The sequence below is a fragment of the Bacillus sp. SRB_331 genome, from assembly GCF_003264175.1.
Taxonomy (GTDB): Bacteria; Bacillota; Bacilli; order Bacillales; family Bacillaceae_G; genus Bacillus_A; species Bacillus_A mycoides.
Map to the genome: position 1 here is coordinate 302,610 of NZ_NADV01000021.1, position 17,588 is coordinate 320,197.

Annotated in this window: 18 protein-coding genes and 2 pseudogenes; 5 read left to right on the forward strand and 15 right to left on the reverse strand. The window is 33.4% G+C overall.

The genetic code is table 11. The features are described 5' to 3' along the window. From esaA to B5P42_RS15610, 9 genes and pseudogenes are all read right to left on the reverse strand, one after another. Positions 1-1,879: pseudogene (gene esaA, locus B5P42_RS32710) on the reverse strand (type VII secretion protein EsaA); the annotation flags it as partial. A 125-nt stretch (positions 1,880-2,004) separates the two neighbouring features. Beyond that, positions 2,005-2,301, reverse strand: coding sequence for a WXG100 family type VII secretion target (locus B5P42_RS15575; protein WP_000918598.1), 297 nt, complete (start codon positions 2,299-2,301; stop codon positions 2,005-2,007). A 305-nt stretch (positions 2,302-2,606) separates the two neighbouring features. Next, positions 2,607-3,035, reverse strand: a complete 429-nt coding sequence (locus B5P42_RS15580; RefSeq protein ID WP_002127034.1) for a GNAT family N-acetyltransferase — start codon at positions 3,033-3,035, stop codon at positions 2,607-2,609. Beyond that, complete coding sequence (locus tag B5P42_RS15585; protein ID WP_113734605.1) at positions 3,016-3,405, reverse strand: cupin domain-containing protein; 390 nt, start codon at positions 3,403-3,405, stop codon at positions 3,016-3,018. Before B5P42_RS15585 ends, B5P42_RS15580 begins: the two co-directional genes overlap by 20 nt. Before the next feature lie 12 nt (positions 3,406-3,417). Then, positions 3,418-3,903 (reverse strand): GNAT family N-acetyltransferase, encoded by a 486-nt coding sequence (locus tag B5P42_RS15590; RefSeq protein WP_002127033.1) that lies wholly within the window; start codon positions 3,901-3,903, stop codon positions 3,418-3,420. Further along, positions 3,900-4,460: a 2'-5' RNA ligase family protein gene (locus B5P42_RS15595; RefSeq protein WP_044444200.1), complete on the reverse strand. Its 561-nt coding sequence runs from the start codon at positions 4,458-4,460 to the stop codon at positions 3,900-3,902. The genes B5P42_RS15590 and B5P42_RS15595 overlap by 4 nt, the downstream gene beginning before the upstream one ends. A 6-nt stretch (positions 4,461-4,466) precedes the next feature. After that, positions 4,467-5,033 carry a GNAT family N-acetyltransferase gene (locus B5P42_RS15600; RefSeq protein ID WP_113734606.1) on the reverse strand — a complete coding sequence of 189 codons (567 nt, stop codon included), beginning with the start codon at positions 5,031-5,033 and terminating at the stop codon, positions 4,467-4,469. Between the two features lie 231 nt (positions 5,034-5,264). After that, positions 5,265-6,392 carry a metallophosphoesterase gene (locus B5P42_RS15605; RefSeq protein ID WP_113734607.1) on the reverse strand — a complete coding sequence of 376 codons (1,128 nt, stop codon included), beginning with the start codon at positions 6,390-6,392 and terminating at the stop codon, positions 5,265-5,267. A 150-nt stretch (positions 6,393-6,542) separates the two neighbouring features. Then, complete coding sequence (locus B5P42_RS15610) at positions 6,543-6,965, reverse strand: GNAT family N-acetyltransferase (RefSeq protein WP_003188852.1); 423 nt, start codon at positions 6,963-6,965, stop codon at positions 6,543-6,545. A gap of 131 nt (positions 6,966-7,096) precedes the next feature. Here B5P42_RS15610 and pdxR point away from each other — a divergent pair, with 131 nt between their 5' ends. Further along, complete coding sequence (gene pdxR / locus B5P42_RS15615; protein ID WP_113734608.1) at positions 7,097-8,497, forward strand: MocR-like pyridoxine biosynthesis transcription factor PdxR; 1,401 nt, start codon at positions 7,097-7,099, stop codon at positions 8,495-8,497. A gap of 44 nt (positions 8,498-8,541) precedes the next feature. Here the strand turns inward: pdxR and B5P42_RS15620 are convergent, their stop codons facing one another. Beyond that, entirely contained in the window at positions 8,542-9,399 is an 858-nt protein-coding gene (locus B5P42_RS15620) for a YitT family protein (RefSeq protein WP_060749812.1), read from the reverse strand. A gap of 169 nt (positions 9,400-9,568) precedes the next feature. After that, positions 9,569-10,777, reverse strand: coding sequence for a macrolide family glycosyltransferase (locus B5P42_RS15625; protein WP_002141425.1), 1,209 nt, complete (start codon positions 10,775-10,777; stop codon positions 9,569-9,571). Between the two features lie 383 nt (positions 10,778-11,160). Here B5P42_RS15625 and B5P42_RS15630 point away from each other — a divergent pair, with 383 nt between their 5' ends. The 3 genes and pseudogenes from B5P42_RS15630 to B5P42_RS32715 all read left to right on the forward strand — a co-directional run. Next, complete coding sequence (locus tag B5P42_RS15630; RefSeq protein ID WP_113734609.1) at positions 11,161-12,039, forward strand: phosphotransferase; 879 nt, start codon at positions 11,161-11,163, stop codon at positions 12,037-12,039. A gap of 23 nt (positions 12,040-12,062) precedes the next feature. Further along, entirely contained in the window at positions 12,063-12,929 is an 867-nt protein-coding gene (locus B5P42_RS15635; protein ID WP_113734610.1) for a GNAT family N-acetyltransferase, read from the forward strand. Then, positions 12,928-13,056 (forward strand): annotated as a pseudogene (locus B5P42_RS32715) (class I SAM-dependent methyltransferase); the annotation flags it as partial. The gene B5P42_RS15635 and the pseudogene B5P42_RS32715, both read left to right, overlap by 2 nt. 31 nt (positions 13,057-13,087) lie before the next feature. Here B5P42_RS32715 and alr read toward each other — a convergent pair. Then, positions 13,088-14,263 carry an alanine racemase gene (alr, locus tag B5P42_RS15645; RefSeq protein WP_002127023.1) on the reverse strand — a complete coding sequence of 392 codons (1,176 nt, stop codon included), beginning with the start codon at positions 14,261-14,263 and terminating at the stop codon, positions 13,088-13,090. Positions 14,264-14,434: 171 nt separating this feature from the next. Between alr and B5P42_RS15650 the strand changes: the two genes are divergently transcribed. After that, positions 14,435-14,896 carry a DinB family protein gene (locus tag B5P42_RS15650; RefSeq protein WP_088039262.1) on the forward strand — a complete coding sequence of 154 codons (462 nt, stop codon included), beginning with the start codon at positions 14,435-14,437 and terminating at the stop codon, positions 14,894-14,896. 7 nt (positions 14,897-14,903) lie between these two features. Here the strand turns inward: B5P42_RS15650 and B5P42_RS15655 are convergent, their stop codons facing one another. The 3 genes from B5P42_RS15655 to spoIIP form a co-directional block, all read right to left on the reverse strand. Then, positions 14,904-15,680 carry a Cof-type HAD-IIB family hydrolase gene (locus tag B5P42_RS15655; protein ID WP_113734611.1) on the reverse strand — a complete coding sequence of 259 codons (777 nt, stop codon included), beginning with the start codon at positions 15,678-15,680 and terminating at the stop codon, positions 14,904-14,906. Between the two features lie 6 nt (positions 15,681-15,686). Then, positions 15,687-16,277, reverse strand: coding sequence for a histidine phosphatase family protein (locus B5P42_RS15660; protein WP_113734612.1), 591 nt, complete (start codon positions 16,275-16,277; stop codon positions 15,687-15,689). A gap of 90 nt (positions 16,278-16,367) precedes the next feature. Continuing rightward, the gene (gene spoIIP, locus B5P42_RS15665; protein ID WP_309251502.1) at positions 16,368-17,501 is read right to left on the reverse strand and encodes a stage II sporulation protein P; all 1,134 of its coding nucleotides are present in this window, start codon (positions 17,499-17,501) and stop codon (positions 16,368-16,370) included. Positions 17,502-17,588: the final 87 nt, after the last annotated feature.

Sequence of the window (17,588 nt, forward strand, 5' to 3'; positions counted from 1 at the left end):
TTCCAGGGTTTGGGTTTCCTCCGTTACCTGTCCCAGTTCCACCTTCTTGGTTTCCTCCGTTACCTATTCCAGATCCACCTTCTTGGCTTCCTCCGTTATTCCCTGTTGTATTTTCCATTTTTTTGATAATAGGTTTTTTAGCATTGTGTACTAACGGCATTATGCCATACTGTGATTTATGAACCACATTTTCCACCTTGCTGTTTTCAGTTTGTGTTCCTTTATCTTCTTTATTAGGTTCTTCTTTTTCAGAACTAGTTTCTTTTTTATGATTCCCACTCAATTTCCAGTCCCACATTACAGGAGAGAAAACATCTATATTGATGTTTGGATTTTTTAACTTCACATGCAGATTACTCTTTATATCCCCTTCATTACGAGGAGGTATTGTAATTTCTCCTGCTTCGCTTTGAAGAAAGTCACTTGTACGATCCACATCATCAATATGTAAAGCCCCTGTATTTCCATATAGTTCAAATTCTTCTGGAATATTTATCTTCAAGGTTTGTGAAGATTCCATTTTAATTACGTTCGCCGTATCACTAAATGTAATTCCCTCTTTATAAAGTCTATCCTTTACTTCTTTAATGGCATTTCCTAAAGATATTTTATTTACAGGATCATAATAAAAATTATTTTCTTTATTATATTTATTTGTAAATTGGATTACATTTTGCAGTTGTAATTTCGTTGCATCTGGCAATTCACTTTGAACGATTTCTTCCATGTTTAAACTAGGTAATTTTGCAATTAAACTTTCGATTTGTTTCTTTATTCGAACATCTGGTTGTTTCATTAATGTATTTATAAAGATCTCTTGCTTTCCATCGTTCGACATGGATTGCTTTAACTTTTTAATTATCGTCCCTTGAATATCACTCTCTAACTTCCCTGCAAGTTCTGTATCATATTCTGATACTTATTTTTTTACATCTGTTAAATATTTTTGAATTGCTGAAGCATCAGCTAAAATATTTGGTTCTTTCTCTGAAAGCATAAATTGATTTGCAATAATTTTATTTGCCGATTCCAGTGAGCTTAACTGCTTTAAAGCATCACCTGCACCCATCTCACTCATAGATTGATTAAATTGACTCGAAAAATTATTAGCTAACAAATTATTATCAGATTGCATTTTTTGAAAGTTATTAAAACCTTCCAAATAAGTATTATTAGATTTATTTCCTTCATCTAATGTTTGACCAAACCCTTTTAAGACATCCTGAAATCCTTTAAAACTATTAACAGAAATTCCTGTATAGTCTTGTACCGTTTTAAATTGATTTGTATAATTTGCCAACGGACTATGTACATCTTTTTTGTATATATTTGTTTGAGTGTTTCCTTTTTCAATTATTTTACCTATATTATCTTGTGCGCCTTGCAATTTTCCGATAATACTTGCAAAATAAACATCAATTATTTGTTTATTAAAGTCCTCCAAAATCATAGAAGCTGTATTTTCAGCTTCAGCTTTCAAATCTTTATTCCCAGTCGCGTTTACTTTGTAGTTTAACGTTAATTTCTCCGGCAGTTCTGAATCAATCGCAACGGCCTTCCTAGAAAAATCATTAGGTATTACAATCATCATATTGTAATTATTATTTTTCAAACCATTTTCTGCTACTCCGCGACTAACTACGTACCATTCTTGTTTCGTATTTTTATTTACATTTTTAACAAATTGATCTCCAAACGCTATTTTATTCCCTTCAAATACAGTTCCTTGATCTTCATTTACTAATGCAACTGTCATTTTTGGCGTGCTATTCTCATTAGCTTTCTTAACATTTTGATTTAATGCTAAATAGGAGACTCCTGTTGATAGCACAAGAGCTAAAATAATAAACAACAAGATGCTCCACTTAAACTTTTTCACTACTTATCACTCCTGCGGCTGCGAGTCTATTAAGTTAAGGACTCATTATCTTACTCTAGTTTTAAAGCAATTTAGCCATACAACAAAAGTTGCATGGCTAAATTATATATTTCTTTTGCCCGTTTTTATTGTAGACCGAAATTACGAGAAAGATCTTCGTCGTGTCTAGCAACAGCCTCTGCAGTTTTATTAAGCTGCATATTAATTTCTTGTAATAGCTCTGCGAAGTTTTGTACTTTTGGTTTTAATTGATTGAACTGTTGATCAAAACCTTCGAAAGCACGACCTTCCCATTCTCCTCTTAATTCATTTTGTAAGTTTTGTAACTGACGTAAAATGTCCTCAATTTGATTTGCACCTTGTCCATATCGAGTCGCTTTTGATTTAAGCTCCTCTGGTGACATACGAATTTGTCCTGCCATTATTAAATCCCCCTTAAAATTTTAAAATAGTAAAATTAACCCGAAATCAATTCTACAAATTGATTATATCAATAATTTAAAAATTTCTAAATAAAAAAATGATATTTTTCCAAAATTTCTCTTTTAACATAATAACATTATATTATATAATATAATGTTATTGTTTTTTTAAAAGGACTGCTAAGCGCTTCTACCTCTATTTAATAATAAGAAAACTTTTTTTGCCCAAAATTCAGAATATAACCTTTGCAAATTACATACTCATTTTCTTTTTCTTGTTTCTTCGCCCACATAAAATCGTTTTCTCACTTCAACGTCATGATTACTTGTCTTTCAACGAAGCCAAAATCTTCGTACATTTCTTTTGCAAAGTTCCCTGTAAATACATTCAGGCGAATTTCTGAATACTTTTCTTGTAGTTCCTTGATCCCAGCTTTCATTAGTTTTCGTGATAATCCTCTCCCGCGATACTCTGAAAAAACATACAATTCATAAATAAAACCGAGTTTTTCACGAGAGAAATAGTCCACATTTTCTCCTATTAGTATCCATCCCACTACTTTATTTTCTTCCTTTGTAACTATATAATATGCCCCTTTTTCTACTAAAGGTTTTGTAATTTCAATCGCTTTTTCCGTACTTAGTTGACAATTTCCTCTCGTTCCTTCGAAAAGTGATTGAGCTGCATAATGTAATATTTGTTTCGTTTCTTCCTCATCCGCTTTTGTAATCATTCCTTTCTCCCTCCTGCCCTCTAATCATCATTGAAATACCATTTTCAAGACCGTCTGACTCAATTACAATTGCCATCAATCCTTTTTCCGTACTCGTTTCATGTAACTCGCCCTTCGCCCAAAACGCAGCTTGTCCAGCTCCTATCTTCACTTTTTCTTTATCTGATCCGCAAACCAATCCTTCTCCTTGTACAATTAGAAGCAGTTGAGATACAACTGCTTCATGATATCCAATAACTCCATTCGGTTGTAGATGCATAGAACCGATATGTATATTCCCTTGATGTTTTAATATTTTTGACATTATAAAGTTAGATTGAAATGCTGATATATGCTCTCCCACTTTTTCACTGAAATCAAAAATTTTCATTTCTGATCCTCCTTATATGTATAAAACCATTCTCACTGTTTGCAGCATATGTCCTTCGAAATCTTCTTCAAATTGCTCTAAAGCCGCAAAACCTTTTGCTTCATAAAATCGTTTTCCTTTTTCATTTTCCGCTTCTACATGAATGTACATTTTTCGAATCCCTTTTAACGTCGTGATCCCTTTTTGTAACAAAGCTGTCCCTATCCCTTTCCCTTGCTGATCTGGCAACAAATAAATTGCACCTAATTCTGCTTCGTTTTGCAGTCTAATTGGTGAAAAATTTGCAAAGCCAATTACTTCTCCCTCTTCTTCCGCAACAAATAAATGTGTATTTTCAAGACGATATTTCATTTTTTCATCGGAATACGCTTCATTTAAAAAGTTGTCTTGAATCTCTCCCGGAATAATTCCTTCGTAAGTATCATGCCAAGCTATTTTCGCTACGTTTTGTACAGCATGAATATCTTCTTGCTTCATTTCTCTAATTACATATGTCATCTCGATGTCTCCATTCTCTTTAAATTACACTCTGCTAAAATACTAGAAGAAACGGCAGAACCATCTTCATAATTTACCTTAATTAATTTTAACTTCTCAATCGAAGCTAGTGTAACATCAAACTTTTCATATATATATTCCATTACACTTAAAAATTGATTTGAATTTAACCCATTAGCAATCGTGCAATGCGGAACCCATTTTCCTGGTACGTAATATGACTGTAGATTATCATGAAAAACTTTGAAATAATCATGATAAGAATGATGAAGTCTTAATAACTCATCGGTAATGGTTGGTGCTAGAAAGATCGTTCTATTAGTAGGAAAAGTTCCAACAGAAGGAAAAGTTACAGCAGCAATGTTCTCTTGAAAAACTACAAACTCCTCTAACTTCTCAGTATATAAATTAACATCTAACTCATTATAATCAGCCAATGTAATATGTGGTTCTACTCCGGCTAGTGGATTTGTTCCAATTATATTTGTTAATTCATTTTGCAATTCTCTAATTTTATTAGTGAACACACAATCAAATGTAGCAATAATAGCGTACATGCTTCCTCACCCCTTCGTTACACATAGCACTTCCCATTCTTCACGAATCATTCCCATTCGAATAGAATCATAGTATGTCCCGTTATAATATCGGCATTTTCGCATTCTACCTTCTAAGCTCATTCCTATTTTCTCCGCTACTTTCATCATTCTTTCATTGCCAGACCAAGTTGTGAGCCCAACTCTACCAATCTCCATATTTTCAAATAGTAAATCTCTATATAGTGTTAATGCTTCTGTACCGTAGCCACCATTCCAGTATGCTGGATCATAAATAACAATCCCCATCTCCAACCAACGCGTCGGTTTATGTTCCCAATAAAAACTTACTGCCCCAATAATTTGACCATTATTTTCCACAATAAGATTTGATAACGGTTCTTCTTTTAAACGTAATTGTAATTTCTCTTTGTATGATGAATATTTCTGAATTGAGAACGGAAAGTATGGTGCATCCCATCTTTTCCACTCTGGATGTTCTTCCTTATATACAATACTCCATAATTCTTTTATATCTGATTCTTCTATTGTACGAATTGTAACTTTGTTCCCCTTTAATATAACGTTTTGCATAATTTCCTCCTACATTCCTCTTTATTTCATATACAATTATAATATTTTTTCAGAAAAATCAAAACAAAACTCCACTCTATTTTGTATAATTTTGTTATATGATACGAATTATTTATATAAATTAGCCAATTTTTTCGAGTTTAATTTAGAAACTGAACTTCGGAAAAAATTGGATGAAGTACGAGCTCGTAGCATAGTTAATAAAAAACAGGAGGTTATATCCCTCCCATTTTAGCTAAATATTGTATTTCCCTTCTTTTCTACCTCAAGTAGAATCCCTTTCTCTATCCAGCCCTCTACTCCATCTTTTTTAATTAAATCATATCCCATGCAGCTACCATCAATTAAAGAAACTGTATCTCCTTTTCTAATACTGATTTGCGCACAAGAAATATCCGTTTTCACTGTATACTCACCTGATTCAAGTTGCTTTATATACTCGTTTTTCACATGAAGTAATTCATTTGTTCCTAGTTGTTTACATACGGTAAAACCTTTCATTCTCTTCACAGGTTCTATGTAATAATGTGGATATGTAACCCCGCCCTGCATTACTGAATTCGCATTAAAATCAGCCAATACTTCATACTGTGGAAAATGATCTACATATGTATAAGAAAACGTATCACCTGAAGTTGTCCTCTGAATAATAAATGCATTTAATTGCCCTGCTTCTTTAATCGCATTACCACCATCAATCGCAATAATTTTTTTCTCCTTATCAATAACTGGATTGTTAGACGGCGCCTCCTCGGAATAGTTCACAACAGGCCAATGTCCAACAATTACGTACTTATCCGCACTATGTGACTTATTAAAAAACTCTGGTATTGCAATTGCATTTTTCCTGTCTGTTTGTCTCCAATTCTCTCTATCTTCAAGGCCAGCATGTACAAAGATATAATCATCCGTTTCAATAGCAGTTGGCAGCTCTGTTAGCCACTTTATTTCTTTTGAAAAATGGCTCATCAATATTTTTTTCACTTCACAAATATCACTTTCTTCATTAACGGTAACGTTCAATTTCGCTAACCATTCATTAAAAATTGTATTCTTTCTCGTACATAAATAATTTATTAGCGCAGGATTTTCATTTACAAGCGCTTCAACTACAGCTTCACAATTCCCTTCAATTACATAAACATTTTGCTTGCTAACTACTAGATCCATCACATAGTTTACGACGCCAATGCTATTTCTTCCTTTCTCACAAAGATCACCATTAATAATTAAATAATCTTCATCTTTAAAATTAACTTTATGTAATAATTCCTTTAAAAGATTTAATTCGCCATGAATATCAGATATTACGATAACTCTTACACCTTTTGGGATTAATAGTTTCTGAATTTTTTCCAAGTATGAACTCCCCTAACCTTCTTTAAATTCAATATTATCGTCTCAATTATAAAGAAACTATTCGACAAAATAAGCAATTAACCCTCTTCATCTTAAACTTCTAAATAAAAGTAGGTTCTATATGTTACCTCACATAGAACCTACTTAATATTATAACTCTTTATAAAAAGAATAACTTACCTTATCATAGCCTTCTCTTTCATAAAAACGATGGGCATCAACTCTTGGAAACGCTGATGTAAGAACGATAGAACTGCACCCTTTTTCTCTCCCCCATTTTTCTACATATGACAGAAGAACTTTACCATATCCTTTCGATCTGTGAGCTTCCGCAGTTACAAGGTCATATACGAAAACATGTTTCTCATTATAAAAGTTCGTACAAATTGCTACACCAGCAAGACAAACAACTTCATCATCTTCATTCTGTAACGAAAGTAGTTTATAATTTTCTTCTTTCATTTTTTGAAATAAAGAACTTGCTTCTTCTCTTGAAAGTTTCGTTCGTAATTGCTGTAATACGGGGAATACATCATGTAAATCAGCTTCTGTTACTACTTCTCTAATATTCATTATTATTCTCTCCTTACTATTTATAAAGTTTTCTAAATGTTATATCATTATTATAAAAAGTAACTGCCCCTCACTTAAGTGACAGTTCGATTATTTTTTATATGGCCAGTTTTTAAAGGAGAATTCATAAAATGGATCTTACTATCCCATTGCAATTAGAGAGTAAAACACCAATTTATTTACAAATTTACGAATATATGAAACGAGAAATCTCTCAGGGATCACTGCCTGCCGGTACACGCCTTCCTTCTCACAGAAACTTAGCGGTACAACTTAATGTTAGCCGTATTACTGTTGAATCTGCTTATCAACAATTACTAGCTGAAGGTTATGTAGAAAGTAAACCGAAACGTGGGATTTTTGTTGCAGAAGTTGATATTGATGTCATTCAAAATAAACAACAAGTTGTGTCAAACAGCGCTAACAATATAAAAAAAGAACAATATGACTATGATTGTAGCCAAGGACTGATTGATCAAAAAGCTTTTCCAATTACAAACTGGAAAAGAGCTTTACAAGAAACTTTATTCCAATATGAAAATGAATTATTTGCTAGAGAAGATCCTCAAGGTGAGTTCGTTCTACGAGAGCATATTTCAAAATATTTATACCATGCCCGCGGGGTACATTCTTCACCTGATCAAATTATTATCGGAGCCGGTACGCAGCCTCTTCTTTGGCTACTACTTCAACTGCTTGGTTCAAAAAAAGAATACGGAATCGAAAACCCTGGATTTCACCGTATAACTGCCATGATTCAAAGTTCTGGTCTTCCTGTTCACCCTATTTCATTAGACGATAAAGGGATTCGTATTTCAGCTTTACGTGAATCACGTTCCAATGTAGCATACGTCACTCCATCACACCAATTTCCTCTTGGAATGATTATGCCATTATCTAGAAGGCTCGAATTATTAAGATGGGCCAATGATTGCGGAGGATATATTATTGAAGATGATTATGACGGAGAATTTCGTTATGTAGGAAAACCTATTCCCTCTTTACAAGGACTAGATTCAAATGAACGCGTTATTTATATGGGAACTTTCTCGAAATCCTTCTTACCTTCTTTGCGAATGGGGTATATCGTTTTACCAACTCATCTATTAAAAATCTATACAGAGCTTGAAGGTAAGTTTAAACAAACTGTTTCCACAATACAGCAACTCGCTTTTGCAACCTTTATTCACAATGGTGATTGGGAGCGCCATTTGAACCGTAGTCGTACGTTATATAAAAGAAAGCACACATTACTAGTTAAATCTATCAAAAATGAAATGGGATCTCGTGTTCAAATACTTGGCGAACAGTCTGGACTGCATATCGTACTTCATGTTCATAGTGGTATGAACGAACAAGAACTTATTCATACTGCTGCAAAACAACAAATCAAATTATACCCACTCTCTACATATGATTCTGTACATAATTTAAGAGAGGCGTCATATGTACTACTCGGTTTCGGCAGCATTCCCGAAGATAGTATCGAAATTGTAGTCAAATTACTAAAGGAAGCCTGGTTCCCTAAGTAAAATAACTCCACATAAGTTATACTTATGTGGAGTTATTTTACACACTATTTTTCTGATACGTCTCCTGATCGAGCAGTCCTTCCTGGACGCTTAACACCAGTTGTTTCTGTTGAATAGGAAGCTTCAATTATAGCGGTTGGATCTACAGAGAGAACGAGATCTTTCATTTTTGGATAAATGAAACGGTTTGTAATACAATAAATGATTTTCTTGTGCTCTCCTAAAAAACCACCTTCTCCATGTAGATACGTAACGGATAATTGCAATTCTTTCATAAGCAAATCGCCTATTTCTTTATTTTTCCCAGAAATAATCATAACGCTCTTTCCTTGATTAATACCATCTAATATGAAATCAATCATTTTCGTAACAATATAGAAAATAGCTAATGAGAACATCGCTTGTTCGATTGAAAATAAAATGGCAACAAATACAAAAATAACCGCATTTACAGCAAGTAAAAATGTACTAATTGGTACTTTAAAGTGTTTGTTCATCCAAACAGCTAACATTTCTGAGCCATCAATTGCCCCGCCCATTTTTACAACGATCCCAACACCAACTCCAAATAGAACTCCTCCGTAAAGTACAATTAATAATTCCGAAGTTGTAATTGCTGGAAATGGCTTTAAATAAATCAATCCAAGTGTTGTAACAACATTTGCATAAGACGTACGGATAAAGAACTTCTTACCCATTACTTTTGCAGTAAATAACAAAATAGGAATATTAAGTCCTAAAAACACTCCGTAAAGCGGTAATCCTGCAACTTTATTTGCCATAATAGCAATCGCAGTTACCCCACCGTCTACTAGGCCATTAGGCGCTAAAATAAGTTCTAGTGAGCCCGCTACAATAATGGATCCAATTGTTAATAATACGTATTCGAATAATTTTTTCATTCATTACCCCCAAAACTTATATATTTTCTTAGTATTATTTTAACGTAATTTTACTACTAATTCAAAGATATCAGTTTATATACACAAAAGTTTCACCTTTATAGTGATTTTTTATGTAATTTATTTATAAAAACACACTTACGTATTTCAGTAAGTGTGCTCCAAACATTTATTTAAGTTTTAAGTATGAATTCACTTTCATTTTAAATATTTCATCAACTGCTCTATTATACCCACCAGCATTTCGAAGTGACTCTCCAACTTTACGACTATTTTCCTTAAACGTTACATCATACATTACTTTCTTTACAGTCTCACGTAACAATTCAGAAGTTAATTCTTTACGATTAAGCCTTATTCCAGCTCCTACTTCACTCACTCGTTTCGCAACTAAAGGCTGATCTCCTGTTACCGGAATTACAACTAACGGGACACCGTAATATAGTGCTTCACTCGAACTATTCATACCACCGTGTGTCACGAATACATCAGCGTACTGTAATACTTCTAATTGCGGCACATAATTATACAACTTAAAGTTATTCGGAATGTTTTCAAATTGACTTATATTTATCTTCTTACCAACAACTAATACGACTGTCGCTTCTACATCTTTAAACGCTTCAAAACATTTTTCATATAACTCAGGTTGTTCATTAAAAACTGTTCCCATAGAAATGAAAATCAATTGTTTATCTTTTAAATCTTCCATAGGAAAGCTATCTACTTCTTTTCGAGTAGCAATTGATGGACCGACAAACTTATACGATTCATCGAATACATCTGAACGCGGCTGATATTCCTTTGAAGTATATACAATAGTAATATCACCAGGATGATTCATAATATCATACATATTAATACATTTCATTCCATACTGCCTATTCCATTTTTCCATTCCCGCTAAACAAGATTGATATAATGGATTAGTTTCATCTACTTGTCTCGATTCTTGTTCATCATTAAAAGTAATGTACTGATTAAAAGCAAACGTTGTACAAGAAGAAACGCTAGGTAATTTTAAAACATTCGCTATAATACGTCCTACTGGAAAATGATTATCGTATATCAAGTAATCGTACTTTTCCCCTTTTGTTTCTTCTACAATTTGAGTAACAATACGCTCTGATGCTTCAATCATATGAGATAGCATCGTCAAAGGACTCCCACCTTCATTTACTCGTTCCATAATATTAATTTGAGAGAGGAAATTCTCAAACACTCGGAATTCTGCACCTGTTGCTTCAATCTTCTTTCTATAATCTTCAATACAATACGAAACAACTGTTTCCCCTCGCCGAATTAACTCACTTACAATAGCTAAAGTCGGATTTATATGACCTTCTCCAGGGAAATTTATTACGAGTACATTTGCCATAATATTCTCTCCTATCTAATATAATTAATAGTTAATCATATTAATTAATTTAAAACTATTAAGTAATCTATTCTACTTCTTCATATTTTTCTCTTCATTTTATTATTGAGAAATATTTTTCATAACCTACATTATAACTCTTATAAAAGTAGGCTTAACCTTTCATTTATTGAAAAATACGGGATTTACATTCAGGCATTTTTACAGATTTATCATCAGAAACATTATTTTGATAATTCATACAAAACTAGAAAAATATAATTTTCACACTGATTTCTCACCATAAATTTATTTAAGTTCTATGTTGTCCCCATCATTATCCACTTGGTACATATTCTGTTATATAATGAATTTATAGAATTTACAGAATAAGGAGTCCTTTCATGCTACAACAACTATTCATTTCACCTATTATATCTGTTCAAGCACTACATCCGGGCTATGAAGACCATGCAAGCGACGTGTTTCTTGTTAAAACAGAAACTGAAGAAGTTATTGTTCGTTCCTCAAAAATGACTGAAGAGCCCAACAATGATTTTTGGTGGGGATGTAAAAACCTTTTTGGAATTGATCCAAGGCATGTACATCATTTAGAAACAATACACGCATTATTGAAAAAGCATACTACCTTGCCCATCCCGACTATTTTGCAAAAACATGTTTTAAATGAGCGAGAGTATGTAATCGTCGAAAAACTAACCGGAAATACGCTGCAATCATTTTTCGGACAACCTGATTCTATTTTATTCAGCCTTGGAAAAGGACTAGCAGAAATTCATTCGTTTCAAGCAGAGTTTATAGGAAACCCATCAAATACTTTCCACATTCCACTAGAAGAATTTAAGTCTCACATATTAAAAGTCAGTAAAGATCTTGTAAATAGGTTCTATTCCGATAACGCGAGCATCCAAAACGCATTTCATACTTTTGAGTCACAGCTCTCTTCCTTGCCGTCACCGAAGGAACCTACACTCGTTTTAATTGATATGGATCCTACCCAGTTTTTATCAGATGATCAATCTATTACTGGTTTAGTAGATACAGAAGCTTATGCAATTGCTCCACGAGAGTTTGATTTTATTGGATTAGAATATGTACTTACAGAAAAAGAGGCTCATGCTTTTAAACAAGGTTACGAAACCATTATGCCCATTCCTCGTCTTGAAGAATGTAGACATCCCTATCGATATTTGTACCGGTTATTATCTGTTCAGGGCAGTGTGGAGTTAGACAAGTGGTTGCGTCATCCATCCTATTTTTAAATACGAATGAGAGGGATTATGAAATGAATATTGAACAAAAGAAATCTTTAACAGCAAACGAAATTCAGCAAATGAAAGATTTATCTCATATTTGCGGACAACACGATCAAATTGATTACTCGTCAGATTTACATATAAACTTTTTAACTGCCCGTAATATAGAAGTGGTAAATGATTTTCTATTTTATGATGATACTCAATTAATCGGTGCATTAAGTATGTATGACTTTGAGAGACCAACAAAACTGGAGTTAATAGGGTTTGTTCATCCGAACTATAGGAAACAACATATAGGCACTACTCTTTTACAAACCGCAATGAAAGAAATACAAAAAAGAGAGGCTGATGAAGCCCTTCTTATAATTAATGGTGACTCTATTTCAGGGAAATCATTTGCAAAACAAATGAACTTTCCTTATTTATACAGTGAATACGGTATGGAGTTCAAAACAAACGAAGCACAAAAAACAATGAAAAATAATATTAATCTTACCGTTGCATCTTCTGAATTACTTCCTGATCTTATAGAAATGGCTAGTGAAGCTTTTGGAGATTCGGCAGCAAATACATCCACATGGTTACAAAAGATGATGAATTCATCTTCCCATCAAGTTTACAGTGCTCTTATCGATGAAAAAGTGATAGGAACGATTACAGTTACTGAGCAAGAGCAATCTACTACACTATCAGGATTTGCAGTTCATCCTTCTTATCAAGGTAAAGGATATGGTAAAGATATTCTTAGTTATATGGTACATACACTTATTACAGAAGGAGTTTCAACAATTGAACTAGACGTCGAAACGAAAAATAACAATGCTTTAAAACTATATACACAATGTGGTTTTGAAATTATGACAAAGTATGATTATTATAGATTGTTGAAATAGGAGTGACTTTTCTACCGAGGAATCATGTTATTTTAGAGACGAAATTATTACCTCTTTAAAATCTGTAGGATGTAACAATATACAACTACACGGTATAAATAGAACATTTTTCATTTGTCAAAAATAAAAAAACTGAATCATATCGATTCAGTTTTTTCTTATTTTTTTCTTAGTATATTTACAACCGCAGTCGTTTCATCATTTTTTTTATAAACACGTGGAATTCTTCTATCCAACATGCATGTAACTTCATAGTTAATTGTACCTAGCATATCTGCTATTTCTTCCACCGCAATCTCTTCTTCACCTTGTTTGCCGTAGAATACAACTTCGTCTCCTACTTGTACTGGCATTGCATTTGTAACATCTAGCATAAGCTGATCCATACAAACACGGCCAATTACAGGTACTCGTACTCCGTTTATTAGTGCATGCCCTTTATTAGATAGCTGACGATTATAACCATCAGCATAACCAATCGGTACAGTTGCAATCCATTCTTCGCCCGTTGTTACATAAGTATTCCCATAGCTAACACCACGATTTTTCTTCGCATGTTTAACATGAGCTACTTTTGATTTTAAAGACAACGCTGGCTGTAAGGAAGCAACTGTATGATCCACTTCTCTTGAAGGATACATACCGTAAATTCCAATACCGACACGAACCATATTTTGAAATGTGTTACTAAGTTCCATTGATCCTGCGCTGTTTGAACTATGAATATATGGAAAATGAATTCCTAATTCTTCCGCTGTATTTACAGCTTTCTCAAACAAACTTGTTTGCATATTTGTATAAGTTTTATCTATTTCATCAGCGGTAGAGTAATGTGTAAACATCCCTACTACTTCTACATATCGCATACGTTTTAACTCTTCAAAAAACGGTTTAACTTCTTCTTCCTGTAAACCAATACGGCTCATTCCTGTATCAATTTTCACATGAATTCGCACTTTCTTTTGAAGATGGTTTGCAACTTCATCTATACCTTGTAAATCTTCTACTCTATAAACAGTCATCATAACGTCATATTGAATTACATCTTCTACAGCTGCTACTGGTGTATATCCTAAAATTAAAATAGGTACAGTGATTCCAGCTTCTCTTAATTCAATTGCTTCATCTACAAATGCAACTGCAAGTTGGTTTATTCCTGCTTCAATAGCCGATTTCGCAACTTCAACTGCCCCATGACCATACCCATTCGCTTTTACAGCAGCCATCATTGCAATATTTTCATCATTCACACGTTTTTTAAATTCTTTTACATTATGTTTTACCGCATTTAAGTCAACTTCAACAATTGTATCTCTTCCATATTTCAAGCTCATTGGTCTAACTCCTAACTCAATAATTACATTCCATTCTATTTCACGTTTCATATGACCTTTTACAATATAATACTTTTCACTATGCTAGTCAAACTACTAGAATTTTCGGAATTTTGAGTATGATATAATACCCTTAAGAAACTATTATATACGGAGGTGAGAATAATTACAATGTTTGTTCCATCTGCATTGAATCAAGTTAAAATTGCTATCGATACTTCCATTCAAATACTGAACCAATATACTGAAAGTGATTTGAAAATAAAGTCGATTGAATCAAAGCGGTCATTATTTGAAATGTGTACACATCTTTCCCTTATTTGCCACGCTGATTTACTCATATTAAATGGTATTACGGAAAAAGACTTACATACCTTTTATATAGAACAAACACCAGAAACAATTACTCAAATACAGCAAACGATGATACAAGGGTACGATTTACTTTCTAAAACTTTTTTATCCTATTCCAATGAAGAATTAGCGGAAATTATGACTGCTTATTGGGGTATTTCTTACTCTCGATTCGAATGGTTGCTTGAAATCGTTGCACATTTTTATCATCATCGCGGGCAAATTCATATTTTATTATGTGAGCACGTTAAAGATCCTAACATACCTTTATTTCAATAAAGGTATGTTAAACGACATTAAACTTTTTTAAGGCAAATAAAATACCACCTTCACTCGCCTTCTTTGTAACGAAATCTGCTCTTGTTTTTAACTCTTCTCCGCCATTCCCCATCGCAATTCCTAGTCCTACATACTGTAACATCTCAATATCATTTCCACCGTCACCAAAAGCAATTGCTTCTGATTTACAAATTTTCAGATGTTCCAATACCTTTTGAATTGCAGTTAGTTTCGATACTTTATTATCTTCCAACACATTCATAACGTAACCATGAAAACGTTCAAACGTAAGCATTGGATATCTTTTCAAAAATTTTTGAGTTTCTGATTCATCAGCATACAGACATACACAATAAACCTCTTCTAACAAGTTTCTGACTTTGTCAGGATACTGCTCTAAATTTAACGTTTCGTTTAGTGCTCGTATTACACGTTCATCTTTCGAGGCAACACCATTCATAGCAAATTCTTCTGTAAAATAAGAAACACTATGACCATGTAATTCAGCGAAATTTGAAATATCATGAACAATTCCACTTGAAAGTACCGATTTATGTATAACTTCTTCCCTACATTTTATATGTGCACCATTTGCAGAAATAAACGTGTTTATGCCCAGCTCTTTAAATTGTGAACATAAGCTATATGGTCTCCCGGTTGTAACAACTACGTGAATTTCTTTATCTATTAACCTTTGTATCGCTTCTTTTGTGCTTTCATGCATACTTCTATCAATCTCACTTAAAAGAGTACCATCCACATCGAAAAATACAACTTTGTACATATCCTCTTACATTCCCTCTAAATGATTTGTATCATTTATAAAATGAATAGTTTTCTGTTTATCCGTAAGTTCAATCAAACTAATTCCCGTATCTCCCATTTTAAAATAATAGTCCATGCTAATTGGCATTTGGAAAAACGCTCGTAAAATACTATTTATTACACCACCATGTGCAACAATTGCAATTCGGTCATATGTATTCTCTGTCACGATTTTAGAAAAAATTCCTTCTATTCTCATTCTAAATTCAATAAATGATTCCCCGTTTTCAAACCGGTCATGAAGAAACTTTGGCTCTGGATATTTTTTCGCTTCTTCAAATGATAAACCTGCTTGCACTCCATTATTGAACTCCATTAATTCCTCTTCTAATTGAATTGGGCACTGAATCGCTTCCGCTAATGTTTCAGCCGTTTCTCGAGCACGTTTTAATGTGCTTGCCCAAATAAAATCTGGTGGAAATTCTGCTTTCACTTTCTGTACAAGTCTTTGCACTTGCTGTCTTCCCTTTTCTGTTAATTCAAAGTCAGCTCGACCTTCATGTACATTTAAAATATCAGCTTCTGATTCACCGTGACGTATTAATATTATTTGCATATTTCCCCTGCTCCCTCATTTAATATTCACAAGATTCCATTATATCACATTCTTACCTTTCCATAACAAAAAGGAACGGTTTCCCGTTCCTCACCCATTCACTTTCTCCGCATTGTTCCAATAATATTTACTAAACGCTTCCGTCAACACATCAATTGTGTTATATAATTCATCTAATGTATTATCAACACCACCAACTTCAATTAACATCGCATTTTTAGATAAATCTTGATTATAAACGCCATTTCCATCTTTTTTATACTTTGGAAAGATCCCTCTGCTTAATCCGTAATAGTTTTCATCTAAATAACTATTGATTGCTCTTGCAATTTTTTCATTTTCAGCACGCCCTTCATTTTCCATCCCAATTATAAAATATAGTCTTGCATACGATTTCCCGTTAATTACTTTTGTTGTTACCTTCTTCCGCTGATCATCACGGTGTATATCAATCGGAAACGCAATTTTATTATTTTGTGCTAATGTTTCTTTTACATATTCATGAGACGCTTTATATGATTGCGGCCATTTCCATTTTTTACTCGCTAATAAATCCCCCATATTCGTTTTATCATGAACTACCGGAATTCCTTGTCCTTCAAGTTGTTCTTTCATACGTTTCCCTAGTAAGGACACATTTACATCTGGACTTGATGGATCGGTAGCCCCTGGTAATAACGGAAAGAAAGATTCCCAGCTATGTGTATGATAAATATATACTGCACTTTCACCTTTTTTCGCTCCGTTCTTTTTCTGAACCGGATTATTCTTTTCAGCTTCTGTAACTTTATCTTTTGCTACTTCTCGCTCTTTCGTTACTTCTTCAATCGGTACACTAGATTCATTTGGGATATTCGTAAAGTTTGTCCCTTCCCCAGCTACGATAATGTTAGAGTAATACTTTGACATACCAGGCACTTCTTTACCGACAAACGTTCTTAAATCTTTAATTTTCAAATCCGTCGCCATCGAGAACATTAAATTTCCAAATGACTCCCTTTTATTCTGCTTAAAATAATCAAATCCGTAATAGCGATTCTCACTTTCTATCATTTGAACAAAACCTTGCATCGATACTTTTCCAAACCATTGATTCGCGTAATTCGATTTCATTGTATGTAAAAGCGACGTCAAAATCGACGCAATAATAATTATGACTAGTGCATATAGAAAGAGTAACGAGATTAGTTTCTTCCCATGTATACGGGTTGCATACTTTTTCAATGTATCACCTTCTTTATACATGGATATGTACAAGCCTTTCGTAATATACACACAAAAAAGAGAAATGGCATCCCATTTCTCTTCCTC